The following is a 22538-nucleotide window of genomic DNA, read 5'->3' on the forward strand; positions in this document are numbered from 1 at the left end:
CTCGCAGCGCTGCGGGCCGACAAACCCAGTCAGGCGTACTGCCATGCAGCCATGACCGCCCTGCGGAAAAGCCTCGACACGCTGCAAGGCAAGAGCTGACCTACGAGGCTACCGCGCTGCAGCCTCACCCGACCCCACACCAACCGTCTGCAATCCCCCATCGGTCACATAGGGGACAAAACCGTCGGCCGCAATCTTCCGCGCGATTTCGCGGCAGCGGGCCGGCTCCTCGGGGGGCAGTAATCGATCGAGACGACAGGCAACCCATATCGGTCGCGAACCGCCCTCGCCTGCCCCAGCAGCCAGTCCCGGTCCGCCTGCGGCACCTCGCCATACTGGCGATTGCCTTGATCCCAGCGGCCGTAAAGCGATTCGAATGCCACCGCCGAAACGAGATCGTGCACCTCGGGCAATATTTCAAACCCGCGATTCAAAATCAAATGCGCATCGGGATAGCGCTTCTTGATCGCGCGAATCACTGCGACGAGGCCGGCACGCTGCCGTGCGCGGTCATGCTCGTTCTTGGCAATCAGCTGGTACGAGTCGAGCGTATCGAGAAAAAAGCCGCGAAACCCGCGTTGCGCGAGCGGCGAAATGACGTGTCTGACGAAGAATGCTGGCCACCCGCGCGCCGACTGATCGACTATCGCGGAGTCCCAGTCCTTGTTGCGCCCGGTCAGCCAACGTCGCGGCATGGCGGAAAAATAATTGCGATTCGCCAACACCTCCCCGACGCTCACATACGCGAACCATTGCGGCCCAGCGCCGGCATGCTCTCGCGGGTCGAATGCCGCATCGGGCTCGACCACCGCCACATCGAAATGCGAGAGGCGATCGACAGGCACACGATCGCCGTAAAAAAACGCCACGGAATCGAAGCGAGGCTCGCCTGTACGACGGTCCTCGGCGTGTGCCTGACGCGTCGGTGCAAGCGTGAGTGCCGCCATGAACGAAACGAGCACCGCCAACGCTCGCGTCAGCCCTCGATTGACTCGTCCCGGCATGAACCCTCGCCTCAGTTGCGCAACATATACGTCTCGTACTCGAGGCGGCCGAAGATGCGATCGAGCGCGAGCACGGACACGGCAACGAGAATCAGCAGCGTCAACGCGAACCCATAGCCGTAATAATCGGGCGCCATCCAGAGCGTGATCGCCGTCAGCGTTCCGTTGAGCGCGACGAATGCCACGCAAATGCGCAGCACGACACGGCGCTCGTCGAGATAGAACAGCACATTGAGGATCCCCAGCAAAAGAATCTGCAGGCTCGCCGCAATGACGTCGATCAGTAGCAACGGCATGTAAAGCGTCGAAATATGTAGCGCCTGAAGCAGACGCGGCCCGAACACCGCGACGAAGAGCAGCACGACCGTCTGGATCTTGACGATTTCGAACAAGCCCGCCCGCACGCTCGTCACCATCATGTCGCGCATATCGTTGATATGCCTCAGCGTCGCGCCGCGTCGCACGGCCTCATAAAACGCATCGTAGTATTCGACGAAATCGGCTTCGATGCGCACGAGAAACGCAGCCATACCCGGCATCACGCAAATATAGGCCATGAACACGGGAATGTCATAGATCACCGAAGCGTGCAGCGGACCGATGACTTGCGCGCCCGTACTCGGCGCATACCAGAACATGAACTTGTCGAGCCAGACGCCGACGTTGAAGCACAGCCCGACGAGCGCAAGGCTCGGATAAGCGAAGCGCCGGTCCAGCATCTCGAACGAAATGAACCGGGGACTGCGGTAGTTGCGATAAATGAGGCCGGACAGTCCGGCCAGCAATACCACGTGCCCCGCCACGAAGCCGCCCAGCAGACCCGAGATACCTTGCCGGTTGAGCAGCAACGAAAAGACGACGGTACACGCGTAACCGAGGACGAACACGAACAAGATCTGCCGGTACTGCTTGACGCTCGACAGGAAAATGACGGCCACCCAGATATTGCTGATCACCACACCGCCCGCCACCATCAGCATCCGATAAGCGAGCGGCTCCCCGCGAAACGCGAGGCCGACAGCGAGCAGACCGACCAGGCCCGACGCGGCGCTCGAGAGAAGCACCACCCCGTTATACGTCGATAGCACGAGATCGTCGCGCTTTTCGAACAAGCGATCGGAGATGAAGCGCGTGAACGAAAGCTGCAACGGCCCGGTGACGATCAGACTACATGCGATCAGATAGGTGACCGAAACCTGGAACTGCACGATCGCGTAACGCGGGATCGTGTAGCCGACGCTCATCAGGCCGATGATCAGGATGCCCAGAATCGACAGAATGAGCGGACCCGAGCTGATCAGACCCGCGTAGGCATATGCCCGCGCCGCACCGGCGAGCGTATCGCCCTTCAATATCTTGCGCAGTTCGAACCCGATACCAGCCATCAGCGCGCTCCCGGTGTCGACGAAGTGGACGATGGCGCGTGAGCCGCGCCGCCCGCATGCATCGGGCAACCCTTGGCTTTGTCCAGCCCGCGCCGTTCGCGCTCCGGCAGGGTGCGCAGCTTTTCATACAGTGCGCGATATCGCTCGATCATCTTCTCTTTGGTATAGAACCGGTGCACGCGAGCGATGGCTGCCTGCTGCGCACGCTCCCATTGCGCCTCGTTGCCCAGCATATCCAGCACGGCCTGGGCGAACGCCGCCGGATTGGCGATCGGCACGATTGCGCCGGCGGACCCGAGCGCGGCATCTTCGGCTCCGTCGCCTTCGATCAATTGACGGCATGCGCCGACGTCGGTCGTCACGGCCGGCACCCCCGCGGCGAACCCTTCGAGCACGACGAGCGGCAACGCCTCGCTGATCGACGTGAGCGCAATCAGATCGATGGACGGCAGCATCTCGTCCATGCGCTTGAACCCATGAAACTCGATACGATCGGCCAATCCGAGGCTTTGCGCGAGCGCGCGGCACTCCTCGGCATAGTCGCGGTCCTCTTCTTCAGGGCCGACGATCCACGCGACGATGTCGGGCATCGTCCGCGACGCAATGAAAATGCCGCGGATGAAGGTCTTTACGTCCTTGATCGGCACGACGCGCCCGACGAGCGCGACGACACGCCGCTTGCCCGTCGAGCGGCGCTCGACCAACGTCGAAAGAGACTTCACATCGACGCCGTTCGGGATGTTTTGTGTGATCGCCGCGTTGGCACCGTCCGCAATCTGGCGCTTTCGATTGGCTTCGTAAAGCGCCACGATCTCATCGGCCGCATCGTACGACATGCGTCCGAGCGCTTCGAAAAAGCGCACCCACAGTTCGCGGAAATAGCTGATCTTCGAGACGTCCTTTTCGAAGGCGCCGCGGTTATCGCTGATCCAATCGCTTTGCAACAAGTCGATCTTGCGCTCTTTCGTGTAGATGCCGTGTTCGGAAACGATCAGGGGACGCCCTGTCCGGTAGTGCAGCAACGTACCGAGAAAACCGGCATAGCCGGTCGATATCGTGTGGTAGATACGCGCCGGCGGCAACGTGCGCGTCATTCGCTCGAGCTGCCACAGCGGCTGGTGCATGATCCGCACCGTCCAGAAGTAATCCGTGAACGACGGGTCCGTGCAGTTTTCCCGATATTGATCGACGATGTAGTTCCAGGCCGCGCGGCTCGACAGAAACGCCTTTTCGTTGAGCGGGCCATCGTCGCCGATCAGCTTCGCGACCTCCGTCATCAGCGCCGTGCCGTCCGCCGCGTCCGCCGAACGCCATGCCGCATGCAGCCGCGCGGAGTGCGCGAAGGCATCCGCATCGCCTGCGATTTCATGAGCCGTCTCATGATCGGCAGGCTTTTGCTCGTAGAGGAACTGCTCCGTGAAGTGAACGACGTTCTCGGGCAACGCAAATGCGGGATCGCCATAATCCTCCCGGCGGCTACCGATGAATGCGATCGCAAAGCGAATATCGGGGAACGCGCGGATCATGCCGTCGACCCAGCTCGACACCCCTCCGCGGACATAGGGAAACGTGCCTTCGAGCAGCAGGCAGACATCGGCATCGGCCGCACGACGAAGCAATGACGAATTCATGACCAGTAGCGCACCAGGGGTTTGAGTATCGGTACGGCCGCCGTATTGCCGAGCGAACCCAGCAGCTCCGCAACGCGCGCGTATTCGCCGCGCAGATAGGCGATTTCGGCGAGCCACGGCACGAGCCGCTCGCGCGGGAATCCGCGCGTCTGTGCCCAGTCGATGTAGCGCCCCGCTTCTTCCGCATTGTTGCTGACGAGCGCGACGCGGCCGCGAATCAACCAGAGCGCGGCGTCGCTGTCGTCTATCGCCAGCGCCGCCTGGGCATGTTGATCGGCCTGTGTCAGCGTATGGCGGTAAACCGGTCCGTGTACGAGGTTCTGATAGATCAGTTCGAAGTAGAGCTCGGCCAGTTGGCGGTGCATGACATGCCGCTCGTGCCGTGCGCCTTCAGGCGTTTGCTCGAGCAGCTTCGTCGTGCGAAAGATCTGCTGCATGATCTCGTTCTCCGCACGATCGAGCGCCCCGTACGCAATGAGGCGAACGTCTTCGATCGGATCGGCGAGCAACTCGCGCAACAGCGCTCCAGTGGTGCGCGTCGGCATGCCCTGAATGGCTACGAGCGCCGACAATCTGTCTTGCGCGGCGACGCGTGTGTTGATGAGCCGCGCCTGCAAACGCGCGCCGCCCCCATGCGAGACGCGCGAGATCAGATAGGAAACGAACTGCGGGCGCGCCACTTCACCATACCGCCGCGAAGTGTCCTCGGCCGGAAAACAGGCCGCCCAGATACAGCCTACGAGCACCACGAGGCCGCCGAGCACGGGCACGAGCGAACATGCGAGCCACAGCCACAACAGCGTCCAACCGCGCGGTTCGCGATAGGCGTCCGGCAAAATCGCACGCACGAGCCACGCCTCGACGATGCCGAAGCCGAACGTGAGCGCGACCAGCGTGAGGAACGGATCGGGCAGCACGGACAGGCTCTGGCCATCCGCGATCACGCGCCAGCCCAGGAAGAACTCGAGCGCCGCCGTCACCGCAAGTGCCGCGGCGCAAAGCGTGCGCGAAAGGGAAGTGGTCTTAGCCATCGATGCCGCTTCGTTTCAAAAAGCGCGCGAGCGCGCGGCCCGGTTCGCCATCGGCAAGATGCAGCGTATGCACGCCGATGCGCGCCGCCTCGAAGTCGACGCGGAACTGGGCCTCGAGGCTGCCCTCGATGCGCGCGAGGTAGCCGTCGACGCCCGTGCCGTCGGTCGCCGGCATCAGGTTGACGATGACGGATTCGTTAGGGGTCCTGAGCGGCCAGATCAGATCGAGCGAACGCCGGCGGCGCAGCACGTGTTCATAGAGCGAATCGCCGGCTTCGTCGCGCGGAAACACCAGTGCGACGAGCGACGATGCAATCCCGCACTCGCGTTCGAGCCGCGAAAGCCGCGCGAGTTCGAGCGCGAAATCGACCGGGCACGCCGGCACGTCGCGCAACACGCTGTCCACGAGCGTCACATGCTCGACGCCATCGGCGTAGTAGCCGAGCATCACCAGCAGCAACTGAAGGTTTTCGAAATTGAGCGAAAGGAACGGCATCCGCTTGATCACGAGCATCGCAGGCATGCTGCCGTCGGCCGCCACGAGCGGCGCGCATACGACGAGCCCGGTCCGGGTCACGGCGCTGTCTTCGTTGCCGTGCACATGCGCGATGTGCTTGCTCTCGAGCGCGCGCACGAGCAACGGATCGCGGCCGTCGAGCTCGAACGAATCGCCGATCGTCGCGAGCGGCCGGCTGGCCAGATGGCCCTTCTCGATTGGATAAAGCGCCGCCACGTCGATCTGGCAGGCCTGTGCCACGAACTCGAGCAGCGCTTGCGCACCGACGATCGCCGCGTTTTCACCATCCGTAGCAGCGGGCCGGGCCATCTCGCCCTCGGCGCTGCGCGTGACCGACAGGCGTCGAAGCTCGGTGATGGCGTCGCGCAGTGTGGTCGGCTTGGTCAACAGATCTTTTTCGAGCCGCTCGTGCGACAGGCGCATCAAGTAGTGGCTGTTCGTCAATGCGACCAGACGATCGTTGAGGTAATCGTTGAGCGCACTGGCGCGCGCGGCGCGATTGCCCCAGGTATCGCCGAAGTGGCCCGCGACGATCGTTTGGACGAGACCACCCAGTAGAAAGGGCGTCTGCCAGGCGGCTTCGAACGTATGCGCGTCGAACATCGCGGCCCCGGTCACCATCGCGCCGCCCAGAAGACCGAGCAGCGTGCCGTAGCGCAATGCGACGATGAGCGGCGCGATCCACAGCCAGCCGAAGCCGGCATGGGCAAGCAACGGATCCTCGGGCGCGATGACGCGCGCAAGTACCAGTACGACGAGCATGAACGCGACCGTCTCCACGATCGCGAGCGGCCGCGCGACGGCCGGTGCGACGAAGCGGCGGAAACGCCCGAGATTTCCGAAGGGGTTCGAATGACGCGGCTTCGATGAGTTGCCCGCATGCGATGGGCTGACGGTGTTCACGATCGGCTCCTGATCCGTGTGTGGACTTACGAACGCGGACGCAGCGGAGAGAGCAAGCCGCCGATCAACGTCGACGCTACACCCGAGAGGCTCGAGCGGCTCCATCCCGTACGCGTACCCGTCGCGCTCCAGACCACGCGGCCCGAGGCGGCATCGATGAGCTCGAGCGTCACGCCGGCAACGGGTTCGCCGTCCACGCCGGTCTTGTAGCGCCACTCTTCGACGGCGCCGCTCAGCACGTACTTGACGTGCTGCTCACGCGCCCAGGCCAGCTTCTTTTCGCCGTTCTCGCGCTGCGCGGTATCGAACATCGCGCTCGACGATTCGTCGGTCGGGGCGATACGCACATCGCTCCATCCGTTCGTGCGCAGCACACCCGCCGCGATAGCCGCCGCGTTGCCGCCCGCCGCCGGCGTCTCCGTATAGTTGACCATCGGCACGACCGCGATCGAATCCTGCACGCCGAGTGCCGGCGCAGCGGTTTGCCTGATCGAGCTGCACGCGCCCAGCGCGAGGACCGACATCGCGAGCGAGACGATCCACTGCAGCGAACGACTCCACCGTTTGTTGTTGCTCATCGAATGACTCCTTGTTGACTCTGTTGATTCTGCTAGATTCGAAACCGCTTGCCGGATCGATGAAACGATCAGTAAAACCAGCTATAACGCGCGCCGATTTGCGTCACCGGCGTGCCCTGCCTGGACACGCGCTGATGCTCGAAGAAGAGCGCGGCGTGATCCCCGCCGAAGACCGACCCCGCGAGCCCGATACTGCCGCCCGGCCCCCATCCCTGATTCGAGTCGTGCATGATGCCGACGTCGAGGAACGGCCGCCAGGCACGCGTGTACCGCGTACGCAAGTCGTCTCCGAAACCGAAGAAGAGTCCGTACTGCGTATACGTCTGCGGCATCAGATCGCTTGCCGTGACGGGCCGATTCGCGATCGGCACGAGCCTCGTCACGAGATCGTCGGCGCTGCCGCTCGCGTGATAGTCGCCGTGGGCGCCGACGAGGCGCAGCGTGTAATCGGGGTAATTGGTGCGAATGCGGTAGCTGAGCTCGCCCGAGGTGAGTAACCCGCTGCCCAGATAGTTGCGGCTCTGGCTGTAAAAACGGCTCGCTTCCACGTTACCCGTCAGCGAAATGCGCTGCGTCAGGCGCCACGTGAAATCGCCGATCGCATTATCTTTCATGCCGCCCACGAACAGCAGCTGATTCTCGTCGACAGTCTGGTTGCGTCCGAGCCGCAAGCCGACCTCGAGCGGGCCGTTGCGGCCGGCCTGCGCGGCAAGCTGCAGCGTATAGAAACTGTTGAGCGCCTCGCGCCGGCCACCCGTGACCGAGAACATCGAATCGAGCGTCTGTCTGCGCAGGCTGAAGGCAATCGAGCGCTCGGTGCTCGGAACGTTGACGAGTTGACTCTGATCGGTCGAGCGCATGAAGCGCTGCACGCCCTCGACCCCCACCATGTATCGGTCGGAAAGCTTGCGACTCGCCGCGAGCGTCTGTTCGACATAGTCGAGCGGATGCTCCACGTGGTTCGTGACCGACGCGTCGATCGATTGCGGCCACGCCAGCATCGTGTCCACGAGGCGCGTGTGCAGTTCGTCGTCGGCGGGCGCGCCTTCGAGACCGGTAAAGGCGAGTTGCTGCGCCTCGCCCGGACGATCGATCGCGGATGCCGCGTCGATCCGCTCATAGAGCGGCAAGCGCGAGCGCGCCTCATCGAGCAAGCGCTTCATCTGCGCTTCGTCGTTGTCGGCCAGCGCAATCGCGAGTTGCGAATCGACGGGCTGCGACAAGCGTGCCGCATACTGCTGGGCCAGCCAGCGCTTGGCGAGCGGATTGGCCTCGCGCGACAACGCCCAGGCAATCGCCACGTCCTTCGCCACCGCATGACGCAGGCGCGTATTGTGGGCAAGCTCACTCCGATCGAGCTTGCCCGGACCCGGCAAACCGTCGACCGTTCCCAAAAGCGAACGCGACGCTTCGGGCACGTTGTTACGCTTATCGCCCGCGAGCAAATCGTCGAGCATGGCGAGCGATGCATCGCCGGTCGCGAACGTGGTCGACAGGGCAACGCGCCGCCCGCGAAGCTCATCGACGACCTCGGCGGGGCGTGCGCCGCGCGTCGCTCGCGTCGACTGACGCGCACTGTCCGGACCGCCCGTTACGTTTCGATCGCGCGCCAGTTGCAGCCAGACTTTATGCCGGATGGACCACGCGAGGTCACTGCGCCCGGCCATCTCCTGCGCATCGGCATAGGTCAGCAACCACAGCGGATCGCGCGAGAGCGAGGCCGACTGACGCCGCAGATACCCGAGCGCGACAACGGGCTTGTGCAACCGCATCGCCGCAGCGGCCAACGGTCCCCACATCGCGGCACTCGTGTCTTCGCGGCCCTGCATACGCCGCAATGCCTCGGCGACTTCCGCGTCGGAACCGTAGTCGACGAGCATCCACAAATAAGCTGAGCGCGTATCGCTGTTGGCACCGGGCAAGCTCAGGGCGGCACGAAGGTCGGCGATTGCCTCGCCGGGCCGCCCGGTCAGACGGTAATATTCCGCGCGCGCGCTCAGTACGGCCGGCGAAGTCTGCACCGCTTGCCGCTCGCTCGCGTCGAGGCTCGCGAACAGTTTCTCGATGCGATCCGTCGCGCCGGCTTCGGTGTAATAGTAGATCGCGTCCTGCAACGCGAGCATGCTGTGGTCACGCCTGAAACGCAGCTCGGCGACACGCGCCGCATCGATCGGGTACGGCTCGTAAAAATGCGTCATGTCGCCGAGATCGTCGGGCGTTGCGGCTTTGCCGGCCAGCAGGTGGCGGTAGGCCAGATTCGCCTCGTCGTCGCGCTTGAGCAGGCGCGCAAGCTCGCCGTAATTGCGCCAGTAGAGCGCATCGTTGTCGGTTGCGGCCGGGCTCGCGGCACGCAACGCCGAGAACGCGCCACGGTAGTCCCCCTTGCGATAAAGCACGCTCGCCGTTCGCAGCGCGGCATCGACATCGCGAGGCCGATGAGTCTGTGCCGAACGATAAGCATCGAGCGCGACATCGTCATGACCGGCACGCTCGGCCAACTGCCCGATGCGGGTATCGAGTGCATCCGCGTTCTTGCCGCGCGGCAGCGAACGCAAAAAGGCAATGGCTTGATCCGGACGTCCCAGCCGTTCGAGCGTCGCGGTCACCGCGTCGACCTTCTTCATATCTCCGGGCGCGGCTCGTGCATCGCGTTCGGCGGCCGCAAGGTACGCCTCGTCATCGTCGAGCATGGGCGCCATGCGCAGGACGTTGCCCCACGCGGCGGGATCGTTGCTGATGCGTGCGTACGCGAGCCAGGCATGCAGCGCGACCGCGGGATCGCGATTCCATTGCGCGGATTGCGCGAGACGCTGCGTCCACAATGCCGAACCCGGGTTGCGTTCGACCTGCGCTTTCGCGAGCTGCTCGGCGCTGGCCATATCGCCCGCTTCGACGAATGCACCATAGGCGACGTCGGCAGGGGTCGGCTTGGCCTTGCTCGCATGCGCGTTGTCAGCCGCCGGAGCGGGGGCCGTCGCTGCGATACGCATCACGCCATAGCCGTCCATTTGCTCGCCGCGAATGACAGCCACTGCACGTGTGGACCATTGCGCGCCGCGTGCCGGCAGCGGCCCATCCATATAGGCGTAGGCACGCTGCTGCGAGACGCCGCGCGTCGGCGCGCCATCTGCCTGCGCATACTTCGCGAGCATTTTCGCGAAGCGATCGACCGCATCGGGGCGGTTCGCGGCCCGTGCCAGATTGACGAGTTCGACGAGGGTAGCCGGATCGTCGGCAAGCGAGCCGAGATGTGTCTCGGCCGCCGCCACGGCGTCATCCATCAGATTCCCGGCGCGCAACGCGCCGATCCCCGACAGGAAGCAGCGTCGCGCATCGTCGCGATCGCGTGCGGCATCCTGCTTGCGGAACCACGCGGCGGCGGCGAGGCGGTATTCGCCGCCTTCGAGCGCATACCGCGCGACATAGGTGTCCCATTGCGGCCGGCCATGGGAGTCGGCGTTCGACAACTGTGCATAGAGCTGCGCTGCAAGCCGCGGATCGCCGGATGCGGCGGCGCGCGTCGCCAGCCAGGACAAATCCTTCTCCGCACGAGCGACCTTCGCCGCCGCGGCAATGCGGGCTCGCCACTCGGCGAGTGCGGCCGGACGGCGTGCATCGGCACTGCTCAGCGCAAAATAGCGCTGCTCGGCGATCGCCACGCGCACGAATGCCGCCGTGCGGTGCGCATCGTCGGAGCGCAGCGTGTCGAGGCGCTCGGCCATGCGCTCGGCGTCGTCGACACGGCCCAGGTGCGCATATTGCGATGCGAGCACCGTCATGAAGGTCTCGTTATCGGGTTGCACGCGCGACCATGCCTCGAGATAAGCGACGCTGAGCGAGCTCGGCGAACCGGTTGCTTCGACGCGCTGCCGAATATCGCCTCGCGGCGTAACCAGGTAGAGCGCGCCGAGGACAGCGCCGCTAAGCAGCGCGATCAGCCAAGCCGGAGCGATGCGCGGCGGTTGAGCGTTGGTCGTGCTCACTTGAGGCCACCTCGCTCGCAGTCGATCTCGACAGGTCGATAAGTCACATGCGATCCCTCTACAGCGGGTACATCGAAACGGAGTTCGCCCGCGTTGCCGCTCGCGGTGACGGGCTTGCCGCCGACTCGCACACGGCATGCCCGGGCATCGGCGAGCTTTACGAACGGCTGGTAGTAGCCCCCGAACTCGAACGCCATACCGTGAGCAGTCCGAACGAAATGCCGCACGAAACCGTTGGCCTGCTCGATATAGGGAGTGGCCGCGCCTGCCGCGCCGTCGAACGTGATCACCGCGGCGCCGTCGTCGATATGGACGTAGGTACCGTCCGGCCCCGGAGCGAAGCCCGTGACGCCGGGCGAGCGCCCGATATCGGGCCGGCTGTTGCCCGGCCAATGCACCTCGCGAACCGCGCCGTTGCCGCGCACGACCCACTGATCGCTGCCCGGCACGATGCTGCGCGCCACGGCAAACGTACGCCAATCGAGCACTTTCTCCGTGTAGTCCGTGATGTGCACGGGCAGGACCGGCTGCTTGAGGACAGCCGAGAAGATCTCGTCGAGCGCACGCAAGGACGCGATTTTCGTGCCGCTATACATGTGGAAGTAGACGTCGATCGGCTTGAACCGCAGCGGCCGCTCGGTCATATCGTACGTTTCGAGCACGCGCGTAAAGCCATAGAATGGCCCGAGCCAATCGTTCGTATAGACATTCTCGTCCTGGTTCGGCGCATAGATCTGATACGCCCCGGGACCCTTGTCCACGCCGATCGGCGCGATGTTCGTCCAGCTGTTGGCGCGCTTCGTGATGACCGTATCGCCGCCGTTGATATTCGCGACGCCGGCCGCGGCCACCTTCCGCACAACGAGCGCGGGCGGCTGGCAATTGCCGGGCCACTGCAGCACCACCGTCTTCTTTCCCGGCGGCGCGAGCCGAGTGTCGATATAGTCGATCGAGCCGCCAATCTCGCGATCTATATTGAACTGATAGTGCGGAATATCGAGCGAGAACGCCGTGTCGCCGCCGCCGCGGTCGACCCGCGTGCCGGTTTTGGCATCGACGAGCGTCCAGTCGAACGGGTGCGAAAAGGTGTGCGAGCCGATCTCGACATAAGGCAGCGCAAACATCTTGCGCGCGATTGCCTCGAGCCGCGGCGATATCGAAGGGTAGCGCCCGGCCGGGCCGACTTCGCCCTCGATGACCGAGAGCGTCATCGGGACGCGATAGCGTGTGAAGACCCTGTCGTACAGCGCATCGCCCGAGTAGTCCTCGCCGGGAAACTCGGCGCGCGAAGCAAAGCCGTCGCCGTCCACGTGCACCATGAACAATCGCCGGCCGTTCTCCGTGGTGACGCTCGGCGAAGGAATGGACCGCAGGCGCAGCGCCGCCGTCAAAAACGCCATCGGCTGAATCGCCCAGCGCTCCTGGTCGATGCCATTGAGCGGCACCACGGTGTAGGGGCTCAACGCGAAGCCGCCCCATGGGGTGATTGCTGCCTGATCGACGATCTCGCTGCCGGCCCGGGCGCGCAGCAGCGAACGACTGTGCGCACCGGCCTTGACGCCGGCAACATCGCGCGCCTCGAGGCCCGGGTCGATTTCGAAGCCGATCATCGGATCGCGCGCAACCACGTCGACATGTCCGGCGAAGGGGCCCGCGACCGGGCTCAGGTCGAGTTTGGCGCCGTCGTCGCCGGCCGCGTCGAAGCCGAATTGGCCGAGCACCGCAACGGGCACATGACTCGCAATGCGCGCATCGAGCCAGCGGCGCCAGGCATCGGCATCGTGCACACCGGCGCCCTCGAACCAGGCAACGACGCCCGCATAGCGGTCGGGCGTCACGTTTTCCGGCAGATGGGCGTCGTTGACGTTTGCGTACTCGACGCTGTAACCAAGGTAATTGAGCGGCGTGGCCAGATCCCGCACACCGGGCGAAAGATCGAGCGGTGCGTCGGGCGCGGTGTCCTGAATGACGAGTACTTTGCGCGGCACGACTTCGATGGCGCCGATCCCGACGACATCGCGCGCCTGATCGGTGACATACGGCGTGACGCCCGTGGCCGCGACCTGCGCGGCCGTGGCGCGGCTGCACTCGCGGTCCGTACGTGGGCAGAATTCGAGCGAGACGACAGGCACGCCACTCGCACGCATGAAGGCCTGGGCCTCGGCTATGCGGCGGCTTCGTTCGGATTCCGAAACATCCGTCGAGCGCACGTTGTCGTCGTCCCAACCGTGCACGAGGGGGCCGCCGACGACCGCATAAACCGTACTCCCATGCGGCGTCGCGGCTGCCAAGGCGTCAGGGCCGCCGATCAGCAGGCGGGCCTCCGGATGGGCCGACCGGATTGCATCGAACGCAGCGACCGCGGCCTTGCTCTCGAGCAGGAAGCCTCGATAGCCGCGCGCCCAGAGCGGCGCGATTTCGCGTGCCGCGAATTCGGCCGGCTCGCCGGCGGCCGTCGCGGTGACGCGCGCTACCCAGACGGTGTGCTCCAGCGGATGCGCTGACGGCGAGAAGCCGGACGAAGGATCGACGACGACCGCATCGAACGCCTGCAAGGCATCGACGGGCAAATGCGCGCCATTGAAAAAGGCAACGTTGACGGACGGATAAGGCGAGCGCGCGCCGACAGTGGGCGCCGCCGCGCCGGCGCTCGCCGAAACCGCGCTGGCCGCCAAACCGGACGCCAGAATGAAAGTCGCCGTCAGCCCGCGCAAGCCACCCATCGTCGAGCTACGCTTCGGTGCGCCGCCTCCCGCAACCTTTCTCCGCCGTGTCTTCAACGCTTGCCCCGTAGCAATTTTTTTGCGAAGCGGGCCCTGATCCGCGCTGGTCCGAGCGCATCAGCCTTCAGCCCTACCCAATTCCGTTTTCACAGACAACAAGGCTCCCCGCGGAGCGCCGGAAGCGCTTGCGCATCCAATCGAAAATCCGGAGGAATGTGTTTCCCGCGAGCAAGCAACGGCGCCCCTCGCAAGAGGCTCAACCAGTCAGCACCAGAATCGGGCAGATTCTAGCCGACATTCATCTTAAAAGTAAAACCTTTGTTACCGTTTTTGGCGAATTCCCTAATTGCAAAACGCATTGCGCTCGGAGGAAAACGTTTGCGAAACCATTGTTTGCAAAAATCGCTCGTTTGCTTTGCGTCGCATGCCATAGAACCGCGCCCAGCCTGCCGCACGAGCGCAGAGGCCAGCGCACGACAACGTTTGCGCACGCAATTCGAATAGCACAAATTACCGTTTTTCAATTGCGGGTCGGACGAACTTTTTTTGGAAATCCGCGATTTAAATAGTCGGATTCGTCAAAAAGGAGACACTCGGTGCCGTCCGACGGATCGGCCGCGGCGCTCACGGGCCCAGGATCAGTCGGCCGAATCGTCCGGGCGCGGGACGACACTGAGCTTGCGCCAGAGCGTGGTCTTGCTGATGCCGAGCATCGCGCAGGCGGCTTCGCGATCGCCGCCGCACGCCGCGAGCGCGGCTCGAACCTCGTCCGCTTCGATATGACGGCTGCGCTCCCGCAGCGTCCGGGTCTCGACTTCGCCCCGCCGCGCTCGCACGAACAATTCGGGCACGATGGCCCGCATCGCGTCGCTCGCCAGGGTCTCGAGCATGGCGTCCGGGCCGTCGGCGTCAGCCAGCTCGACAGCAATCCGTTCGACCACGTTTTGCAGCTCGCGGACGTTTCCTGGCCAGCCGTAGCGGCGCAACGATTGGCTGATGTCGACAATCAGGCGCTCGGCCGCTTCGATGCCCCGAACGCGGTTCGCGAGCCGGGGCTCGCGCTGCGCCGCCTGCAGTAGGAGCTGCGCGGCAAGCGGGACGATGTCTTCTGTTCGCTCGCGCAATGGCGGCAGCGCGATGCTGAGAATGTTGAGGCGGTAGTAGAGATCCGCCCGAAATGCGCCCGTTTCGATCGCATCGGCCAACGACCGGTGAGTGGCCGCGACGATGCGGATATCGATTCGGGTCGGCTCCGTCGCACCGAGCCGCACGACCTCGCGCTCTTGCAACACACGAAGCAGCCGGCTTTGCAACGGCAACGGCATTTCCCCGATCTCATCGAGAAAAAGCGTGCCGCGATGCGCGGCTTCGATCAAGCCCGCCTTGCCACCCTTGCGAGCGCCCGTAAATGCGCCTTCCTCGTAACCGAATAGTTCGCTCTCGAGCAGCGCTTCGGGGAATGCCCCGCAATTGATGGCGACGAACGGAAACTTGCGGCGCGCACTGAGGCGATGCATGCCCTGCGCCACCATCTCCTTGCCCGTGCCGCTTTCGCCGAGCACGAGCACCGTGGCATCCGATTTCGCGTAGCGGCGCATGAGGGTGCGCACACGCTCCATCGGCTCGCTGCGCCCCACCAGATCCTCGAGTCGATAGCGCGCCGCAAATCGATGCCCGAGTTGCGCCGAACGCAGCGTCCGGTCGAGCCGCTCCACGGCTCGCGATTCCTGAAACGTGAGCACCGCGCCCTGCGCTTCGCCGGCATCGGCAAGCGGCCCGCGGTGCACGAGGTAGCTGACGCCGCGCAGCGTCAGCAATGCATCGCCATGTGCGTCCGGCAGCGCAGCGACGACATCGGGCGCCAGCGTCGCCAGCGGCTGCCCCACCGCGAGCGCGGGGTCGATGCCCAGCGCCGCCGCCAACGGCCGGTTGATCGCTTCGACTCGCCCCTGGGCATCGAGAGCTACGACGCCGTCGCGAAGGTGTTGCAGCAAATTATCGATATGTTGGCGGCGGCGGGCTTCGCCGCGCGTGGCCTGCGCCACTTCGAGCGCCGTATCGAAGGCCGCGCGCACCGAAGCGTGCGAGTAGAGAAAGACCGCCCCCATTCCCGCCGCGGCGGCCAGGTCGGCCACGAGACCGGGGCCCACGACGACCTCGACGCCCCGCTCGCGCAACTCGAGCACGCACGCCTGAGCGTCTTGCGCCGAGCGGTACGACGAAAAGACGATGTCGAGCCCAAACGCCGTGACGAAGTTGCGAATCTCGGGCGGGGTCTCGCCAGGACTCACAAGCGCAACCGAGGCCGATTGCCACCGCGCGCGCGACAGCGAATGCATGATGTCGAGTCCCGTCGGACCGATTTGCACCACCGGCACGGGAACGCGCGTCCTCAGATAGGCGGCGTTGGAGCCCCCGGCCACGACGACATCCGGCGGTCGCGAACCGCCCTCGCGCACCTCGCGCACCGCGTCGTCATAAGCACTGGCGATGACACGGATCTCGGCACGCGCCTCGTATTCGCCGACGATTTCGAAGAAAAGTTCGCGCAGTCGGCTGATACCGAACGCCCAGATGACGGGCCGTGGCGAAAGATCGGGTGGAAAATGGCTCAACGCGGATCCCGCTTGAAGTCGACGGAAGGAGAGTACGGCGTATTATGATCCGCCATCGCCATATTTGAAATCGCTGATTTCAAATATGAAACGTGACGCGCACATACGAGAGACGACTTTCCCGCATAATCAGCAGCTTATGAAAGACGATTCACCCTGGCCCACACCTTGCATTGCAGGCACCGGATCATACGGAGCGATTCAATTGAACATCACCTCACAGCAATCGACGAGTGCAGGCGCGCTATTTCGCGCTGCCGTTGCGGCCGAGGGCCCATTGCAGGTCGTCGGCGCGATCACGGCGTACGCGGCGAAGATGGCCGAAGCCGTCGGCTTCAAAGCCGTTTATCTGTCGGGCGGCGGCGTCGCGGCCAACTCGCTCGGCATGCCCGATCTCGGCATCAGCACGATGGACGACGTGCTCATCGATGCGCGTCGTATCACCGATGCATGCTCGCTGCCGCTTCTCGTCGATATCGACACGGGCTGGGGCGGCGCATTCAACATCGCGCGCACCGTGCGCTCGTTCATCAAGGCCGGCGTCGCGGCCGTGCACATCGAAGACCAGGTTGGACAAAAGCGCTGCGGGCATCGTCCCGGCAAGGAATGCGTGCCGGCCGCCGAGATGGTCGATCGTGTGAAGTCGGCCGTCGATGCGCGCACGGACGATGGGTTCGTCATCATGGCCCGCACCGATGCGGCTGCGACCGAAGGGCTCGACGCAGCGATCGAACGTGCCGTGGCCTATGTCGAAGCCGGCGCCGATATGATCTTCCCCGAAGCGATGAAAACGCTCGACGACTACCGGCGTTTCAAGGAGGCGGTCAAGGTCCCGATTCTCGCCAACCTGACCGAGTTCGGTTCCACGCCGCTTTTCACGACGGATGAGTTGAAGACGGCCAACGTCGACATCGCGCTCTACTGTTGCGGCGCCTATCGGGCGATGAACGCGGCCGCCCTCAACTTCTATGAGACGGTCATGCGCGACGGCACGCAAAAAGCGGCCGTCCCGACGATGCAAACGCGCGCGGACCTTTATCACTATCTCGGCTATCACGCGTACGAGGAGAAGCTCGATGCGCTGTTCGCCGCCAGCAAGCCATCGGAGCATTCGGAGACAAAATCATGAGTGAAGCAGGCAAGGACGCGCTCGCGGCAGGTTCATTCAAGCCCAAGAAATCGGTCGCCCTGTCTGGAGTCAGCGCGGGCAGCACCGCGCTTTGCACGGTGGGCCGCACCGGTAACGACCTGCACTACCGCGGCTATGACATTCTCGATGTCGCCACGGCTTGCGAATTCGAGGAAATCGCCCATCTGCTCGTACACGAACAATTGCCGACGGCCGCGGAGCTCGCGGCCTACAAGCGCAAGCTCAAGGCGCTGCGCGGTCTGCCTTCGCCGGTGAAGGCCGCGCTCGAATGCGTGCCGGCCGGCGCGCATCCGATGGACGTGATGCGTACGGGCGTCTCGGTGCTCGGCACCGTGCTGCCCGAAAAGGACGACCACAGCGCGGCCGGCGCGCGCGACATTGCCGATCGGCTGATGGCTTCGCTCGGCTCGATGCTGCTCTACTGGTATCACTACTCGCACAATGGCCGACGCATCGAAGTCGAAACGGACGACGATTCGATCGGCGGTCACTTCCTGCATCTGCTGCACGGCAAGCCCCCAAGCGCGTCGTGGGTGCGGGCGATGCACACTTCGCTGATTCTCTACGCCGAGCACGAATTCAACGCATCCACGTTTGCGGGCCGCGTGATTGCCGGCACGGGTTCGGATATGTACTCGGCCATCACCGGCGCGATTGGCGCGCTGCGCGGGCCCAAGCACGGCGGCGCGAACGAGGCGGCGTTCGAGATCCAATCGCGCTACCGGACGCCAGATGAAGCCGAAGCCGATATCCGTCGCCGCGTGGAAGCCAAGGAAGTCGTGATCGGCTTCGGACACCCGGTCTACACCATCTCCGATCCGCGCAATAAAGTCATCAAAGAGGTGGCGAAACAGCTCTCGCAGGAAGCCGGCGACACGAAGCTCTTCGATATCGCGGAGCGGCTCGAACAGGTGATGTGGGATGCGAAAAAGATGTTCCCGAATCTCGATTGGTTCAGCGCCGTGTCGTATCACATGATGGGCGTCCCCACGGCGATGTTCACGCCGGTCTTCGTGATTTCCCGCACCTCGGGCTGGAGCGCGCACGTGATCGAGCAACGGATCGACAACAAGATCATCCGGCCCAGCGCCAATTACACCGGCCCGGAAAACCTGAAGTTCGTGCCGATCGAACAACGCCGATGAATACCGCCTATCGCAAACCGTTACCCGGCACGGGTCTCGACTACTTCGACGCGCGCGCCGCCGTCGACGCGCTCGTGCCCGGCGCCTACGACACGCTGCCCTACACGTCGCGCGTACTCGCCGAGAATCTCGTGCGCCGGTGCGAGCCCGCGCTGCTCGAAGCCGCGCTCGCGCAGCTGATCGAACGCAAGCGCGAGGTCGATTTCCCCTGGTTTCCGGCACGCGTCGTCTGCCACGATATCCTCGGTCAAACCGCGCTCGTCGATCTCGCGGGCTTGCGCGATGCCATCGCGGCCCGGGGCGGCGACCCGTCCATGATCAATCCGGTCGTGCCGACGCAGCTTGTCGTCGATCATTCGCTCGCCGTCGAATGCGGTGGCTACGACCCCGATGCATTCGCGAAGAACCGCGCCATCGAGGATCGTCGCAACGAAGACCGGTTTCATTTCATCGATTGGACGAAGCGGGCTTTTCGCAACGTCGATGTGATTCCGCCGGGCAACGGCATCCTGCATCAAATCAATCTCGAGCGGATGAGCCCCGTGGTGCAGGTGCGCGACGGCGTGGCGTTTCCCGACACGCTCGTCGGCACGGATTCGCACACGCCGATGGTCGACGCGCTCGGCGTCATCGCCGTCGGTGTGGGCGGGCTCGAGGCCGAAAGCGTCATGCTGGGTCGCGCTTCGTGGATGCGCCTGCCCGATATCGTCGGCGTCGAGCTGACGGGCGCGCGGCAACCCGGCATCACAGCGACCGATATCGTACTGGCGTTGACCGAGTTCCTGCGCCAGCAGAAGGTCGTGTCGGCTTACCTGGAGTTCCACGGTGAGGGTGCATCGCGCCTCACGCTCGGGGATCGCGCGACGATCTCGAATATGGCACCCGAGTACGGCGCAACGGCCGCGATGTTCTATATCGACGATCAAACGATCCGCTACCTCAAGCTGACGGGCCGCGACGAAGCACTCGTAGCGCTCGTGGAAACCTACGCGAAAACGACGGGCCTGTGGGCCGACAGCCTGGGCAGCGCGGTCTACGAGCGCACGCTCACGTTCGACCTCTCGAGCGTCACCCGCAACATCGCCGGACCTTCGAATCCACACAATCGCGTGCCGACCGCCGAGCTCGCCGCACGCGGCATCGCCGGCAAGGTGGACGACGAGCCCGGCGCGATGCCGGACGGCGCCGTCATCATCGCCGCCATCACGAGCTGCACGAACACCAACAATCCACGCAACATGATCGCGGCGGGGCTCGTTGCACGGAATGCGAACCGGCTCGGACTGCTGCGCAAGCCGTGGGTGAAGACATCGCTCGCGCCCGGATCGAAGGCCGTGACGCTCTACCTCGAAGCGGCGGGCCTGCTGCCCGAGCTCGAACGCCTCGGCTTCGGCGTCGTGGCCTATGCGTGCACGTCGTGCAACGGCATGTCGGGGGCGCTCGATCCGGCGATCCAACGCGAGATCGTCGAACGCGACCTCTTTGCCACGGCCGTGCTTTCGGGCAACCGCAACTTCGACGGCCGCATCCATCCGTATGCGAAACAGGCGTTCCTCGCTTCGCCGCCGCTCGTCGTGGCCTATGCCATTGCCGGCACGATTCGCTTCGATATCGAAAACGACGCCCTGGGCGTCACACCCGACGGCCGGCGGGTGACGTTGCAAGATCTGTGGCCGAGCGACGAGGAAATCGATGCACTGGTTTCATCCAGTGTGAAGCCCGAGCATTTTCGTCAGGTGTACGAACCGATGTTCGCACTCTCGGTGGAATCGAACGACGCGACCGATCCGCTTTACGATTGGCGCCCCGACAGTACCTACATCCGGCGCCCGCCGTACTGGGAAGGCGCGCTGGCCGGCGAGCGCTCACTCGCGGGCATGCGGCCCCTCGCCGTACTGGGCGACAACATTACGACGGACCACCTCTCGCCGTCCAATGCGATTCTGCCGACGAGCGCGGCAGGCGAGTATTTGGCCAAAATGGGCCTGCCCGAAGAAGACTTCAATTCGTACGCGACTCACCGCGGCGATCACCTGACGGCACAACGCGCCACATTCGCCAATCCGACGCTGCGCAACGAGATGGTCGTCGAAGGCGGCAAGGTCAAAGCGGGCTCGCTCGCTCGCATCGAGCCCGAAGGCAAGGTGACACGCATGTGGGAGGCCATCGAAACCTACATGGCGCGCAAACAACCGCTCATCGTCATCGCGGGCGCCGATTACGGCCAAGGATCGTCGCGCGACTGGGCGGCGAAGGGCGTACGTCTGGCGGGTGTCGAAGCGATCGTTGCCGAGGGGTTCGAGCGCATTCACCGTACCAACCTCGTTGGCATGGGCATCCTGCCGCTCGAATTCAAGCCCGGCGTCAATCGCAAGACGCTCGCCATCGACGGCACGGAAACCTTCGATGTGATCGGCGAGCGCACGCCGCGCAGCGATCTGACGCTGGTCATCCACCGCAGCAACGGCGAGCGCATCGCTGTTCCGGTGACGTGCCGGCTCGATACGGCCGAGGAAGTCTCGATCTACGAAGCAGGCGGCGTGCTGCAGCGCTTCGCACAGGATTTTCTCGAATCGGCAACTGCCGCGCCGCTCTGATCGAGAGGATCGATGCAGTGCTTTGGGCGGTACCGGTCCGACCAACCGGTACCGTCGATTCTTCCAGGACACCCTCATTCATGACTCACGCACCGCAGATCAGGATTGCCGCGACCTATATGCGCGGCGGCACGAGCAAGGGCGTATTTTTTCGTTTGCAGGATTTGCCCGCGGCGGCGCGCGTTCCCGGCCCGGTCCGCGACGCGTTGCTCATGCGCGTGATCGGCAGCCCCGATCCCTACGGCAAGCAGATCGACGGCATGGGGGGAGCCACGTCGAGCACGAGCAAGACCGTCGTCGTTTCGAGGAGCACCCGCGCCGATCACGATGTCGATTACCTCTTCGGGCAAGTTTCGATCGATCGTCCGTTCGTCGATTGGAGCGGCAACTGCGGCAATCTTTCCGCAGCCGTCGGTCCGTTCGCGATCGCGAACGGGCTGATCGACGCGCAACGCATTGCACGCGACGGGGTGACGACGGTACGCATCTGGCAGGCGAACATCGGCAAGACCATCGTCGCCCACGTACCGATGACCGGCGGCCATGTCCAGGAGACAGGCGCATTCGAATTGGATGGCGTGACTTTTCCGGCTGCCGAGATCGAACTTGAATTCATCGACCCGGCGGCCGACGAAGACGGCGCGGGCGGCGCGATGTTTCCGACGGGCAACGTGGTCGACGATCTCGACGTGCCAGGCCTCGGCATCTTGAAGGCGACGATGATCAATGCCGGCATTCCGACCGTTTTCGTCGACGCTGCCGCAATCGGTTACACGGGCACGGAACTGCAGGACGCCATCAACGGGGACGCCAAGGCGCTCGCGATGTTCGAGGCGATTCGCGCGCAGGGAGCGTGGCGCATGGGGCTCATCGCGACGCCGGAAGAGATCGCGAGCCGGCAACATACGCCGAAGGTTGCGTTCGTGGCCACGCCAGCGGATTACGTTGCGTCGAGCGGCAAGCGCGTGTCGGCCAGCGATATCGATTTGCTCGTGCGAGCGATGTCGATGGGCAAGCTGCACCACGCGATGATGGGCACCGCCGCGGTGGCAATCGCGACAGCGGCGGCGATTCCCGGCACGCTGGTCAATCTCGCGGCCGGCGGCGGCGAGCGCGAGATGCTGCGCTTCGGCCATCCATCGGGCACGCTGCGCGTGGGTGCGCAGGCAAGCCGCCGAAATGGCGAATGGACCGTGACGAAAGCGGTCATGAGCCGCAGTGCGCGCGTGTTGATGGAAGGATGGGTGCGCGTGCCGGAAACAACGTCATAGACCGT

13 protein-coding genes are annotated in these 22538 nt (G+C 64.4%); 4 read left to right on the plus strand and 9 right to left on the minus strand.

Annotated elements, in window-relative coordinates:
- Positions 1-164 precede the first annotated feature (164 nt).
- From ACR9ZC_RS03300 to prpR, 9 genes are all read right to left on the minus strand, one after another.
- The gene (locus tag ACR9ZC_RS03300; RefSeq protein WP_481579112.1) at positions 165-1004 is read right to left on the minus strand and encodes an endo alpha-1,4 polygalactosaminidase; all 840 of its coding nucleotides are present in this window, start codon (positions 1002-1004) and stop codon (positions 165-167) included.
- A gap of 11 nt (positions 1005-1015) precedes the next feature.
- Positions 1016-2389: an exopolysaccharide Pel transporter PelG gene (gene pelG, locus ACR9ZC_RS03305; RefSeq protein ID WP_173255665.1), complete on the minus strand. Its 1374-nt coding sequence runs from the start codon at positions 2387-2389 to the stop codon at positions 1016-1018.
- Positions 2389-4020, minus strand: coding sequence for a GT4 family glycosyltransferase PelF (gene pelF / locus ACR9ZC_RS03310; protein WP_481579113.1), 1632 nt, complete (start codon positions 4018-4020; stop codon positions 2389-2391). The genes pelG and pelF overlap by 1 nt, the downstream gene beginning before the upstream one ends.
- Positions 4017-5051, minus strand: coding sequence for a tetratricopeptide repeat protein (locus ACR9ZC_RS03315; RefSeq protein WP_481579114.1), 1035 nt, complete (start codon positions 5049-5051; stop codon positions 4017-4019). The genes pelF and ACR9ZC_RS03315 overlap by 4 nt, the downstream gene beginning before the upstream one ends.
- Positions 5044-6471: a PelD GGDEF domain-containing protein gene (locus tag ACR9ZC_RS03320; RefSeq protein WP_481579115.1), complete on the minus strand. Its 1428-nt coding sequence runs from the start codon at positions 6469-6471 to the stop codon at positions 5044-5046. The genes ACR9ZC_RS03315 and ACR9ZC_RS03320 overlap by 8 nt, the downstream gene beginning before the upstream one ends.
- Positions 6472-6497: 26 nt before the next feature.
- Positions 6498-7049, minus strand: coding sequence for a penicillin-binding protein activator LpoB (locus ACR9ZC_RS03325; RefSeq protein ID WP_481579116.1), 552 nt, complete (start codon positions 7047-7049; stop codon positions 6498-6500).
- A gap of 68 nt (positions 7050-7117) precedes the next feature.
- The gene (locus ACR9ZC_RS03330) at positions 7118-11032 is read right to left on the minus strand and encodes a tetratricopeptide repeat protein (protein ID WP_481579117.1); all 3915 of its coding nucleotides are present in this window, start codon (positions 11030-11032) and stop codon (positions 7118-7120) included.
- A complete protein-coding gene (locus ACR9ZC_RS03335) occupies positions 11029-13755 on the minus strand; it encodes a bifunctional glycoside hydrolase/polysaccharide deacetylase family protein (RefSeq protein ID WP_481579118.1) in 2727 nt (908 codons plus the stop codon). The genes ACR9ZC_RS03330 and ACR9ZC_RS03335 overlap by 4 nt, the downstream gene beginning before the upstream one ends.
- Before the next feature lie 638 nt (positions 13756-14393).
- Positions 14394-16370: a propionate catabolism operon regulatory protein PrpR gene (gene prpR / locus ACR9ZC_RS03340; protein WP_481579119.1), complete on the minus strand. Its 1977-nt coding sequence runs from the start codon at positions 16368-16370 to the stop codon at positions 14394-14396.
- A 211-nt stretch (positions 16371-16581) separates the two neighbouring features.
- Here prpR and prpB point away from each other — a divergent pair, with 211 nt between their 5' ends.
- The 4 genes from prpB to prpF all read left to right on the plus strand — a co-directional run bounded on the left by prpB (position 16582) and on the right by prpF (position 22533).
- Entirely contained in the window at positions 16582-17499 is a 918-nt protein-coding gene (gene prpB, locus ACR9ZC_RS03345; RefSeq protein ID WP_481579705.1) for a methylisocitrate lyase, read from the plus strand.
- Positions 17496-18665 carry a bifunctional 2-methylcitrate synthase/citrate synthase gene (gene prpC / locus ACR9ZC_RS03350; protein WP_481579120.1) on the plus strand — a complete coding sequence of 390 codons (1170 nt, stop codon included), beginning with the start codon at positions 17496-17498 and terminating at the stop codon, positions 18663-18665. Before prpB ends, prpC begins: the two co-directional genes overlap by 4 nt.
- On the plus strand, positions 18662-21262 hold the full coding sequence (acnD, locus tag ACR9ZC_RS03355; RefSeq protein WP_481579121.1) for a Fe/S-dependent 2-methylisocitrate dehydratase AcnD: 2601 nt from the start codon (positions 18662-18664) through the stop codon (positions 21260-21262). Before prpC ends, acnD begins: the two co-directional genes overlap by 4 nt.
- Positions 21263-21342: 80 nt before the next feature.
- Positions 21343-22533: a 2-methylaconitate cis-trans isomerase PrpF gene (gene prpF / locus ACR9ZC_RS03360; protein ID WP_481579122.1), complete on the plus strand. Its 1191-nt coding sequence runs from the start codon at positions 21343-21345 to the stop codon at positions 22531-22533.
- The last annotated feature ends 5 nt before the right edge of the window (positions 22534-22538 follow it).

It is taken from the genome of Trinickia sp. HAY1-2D (assembly GCF_056754935.1).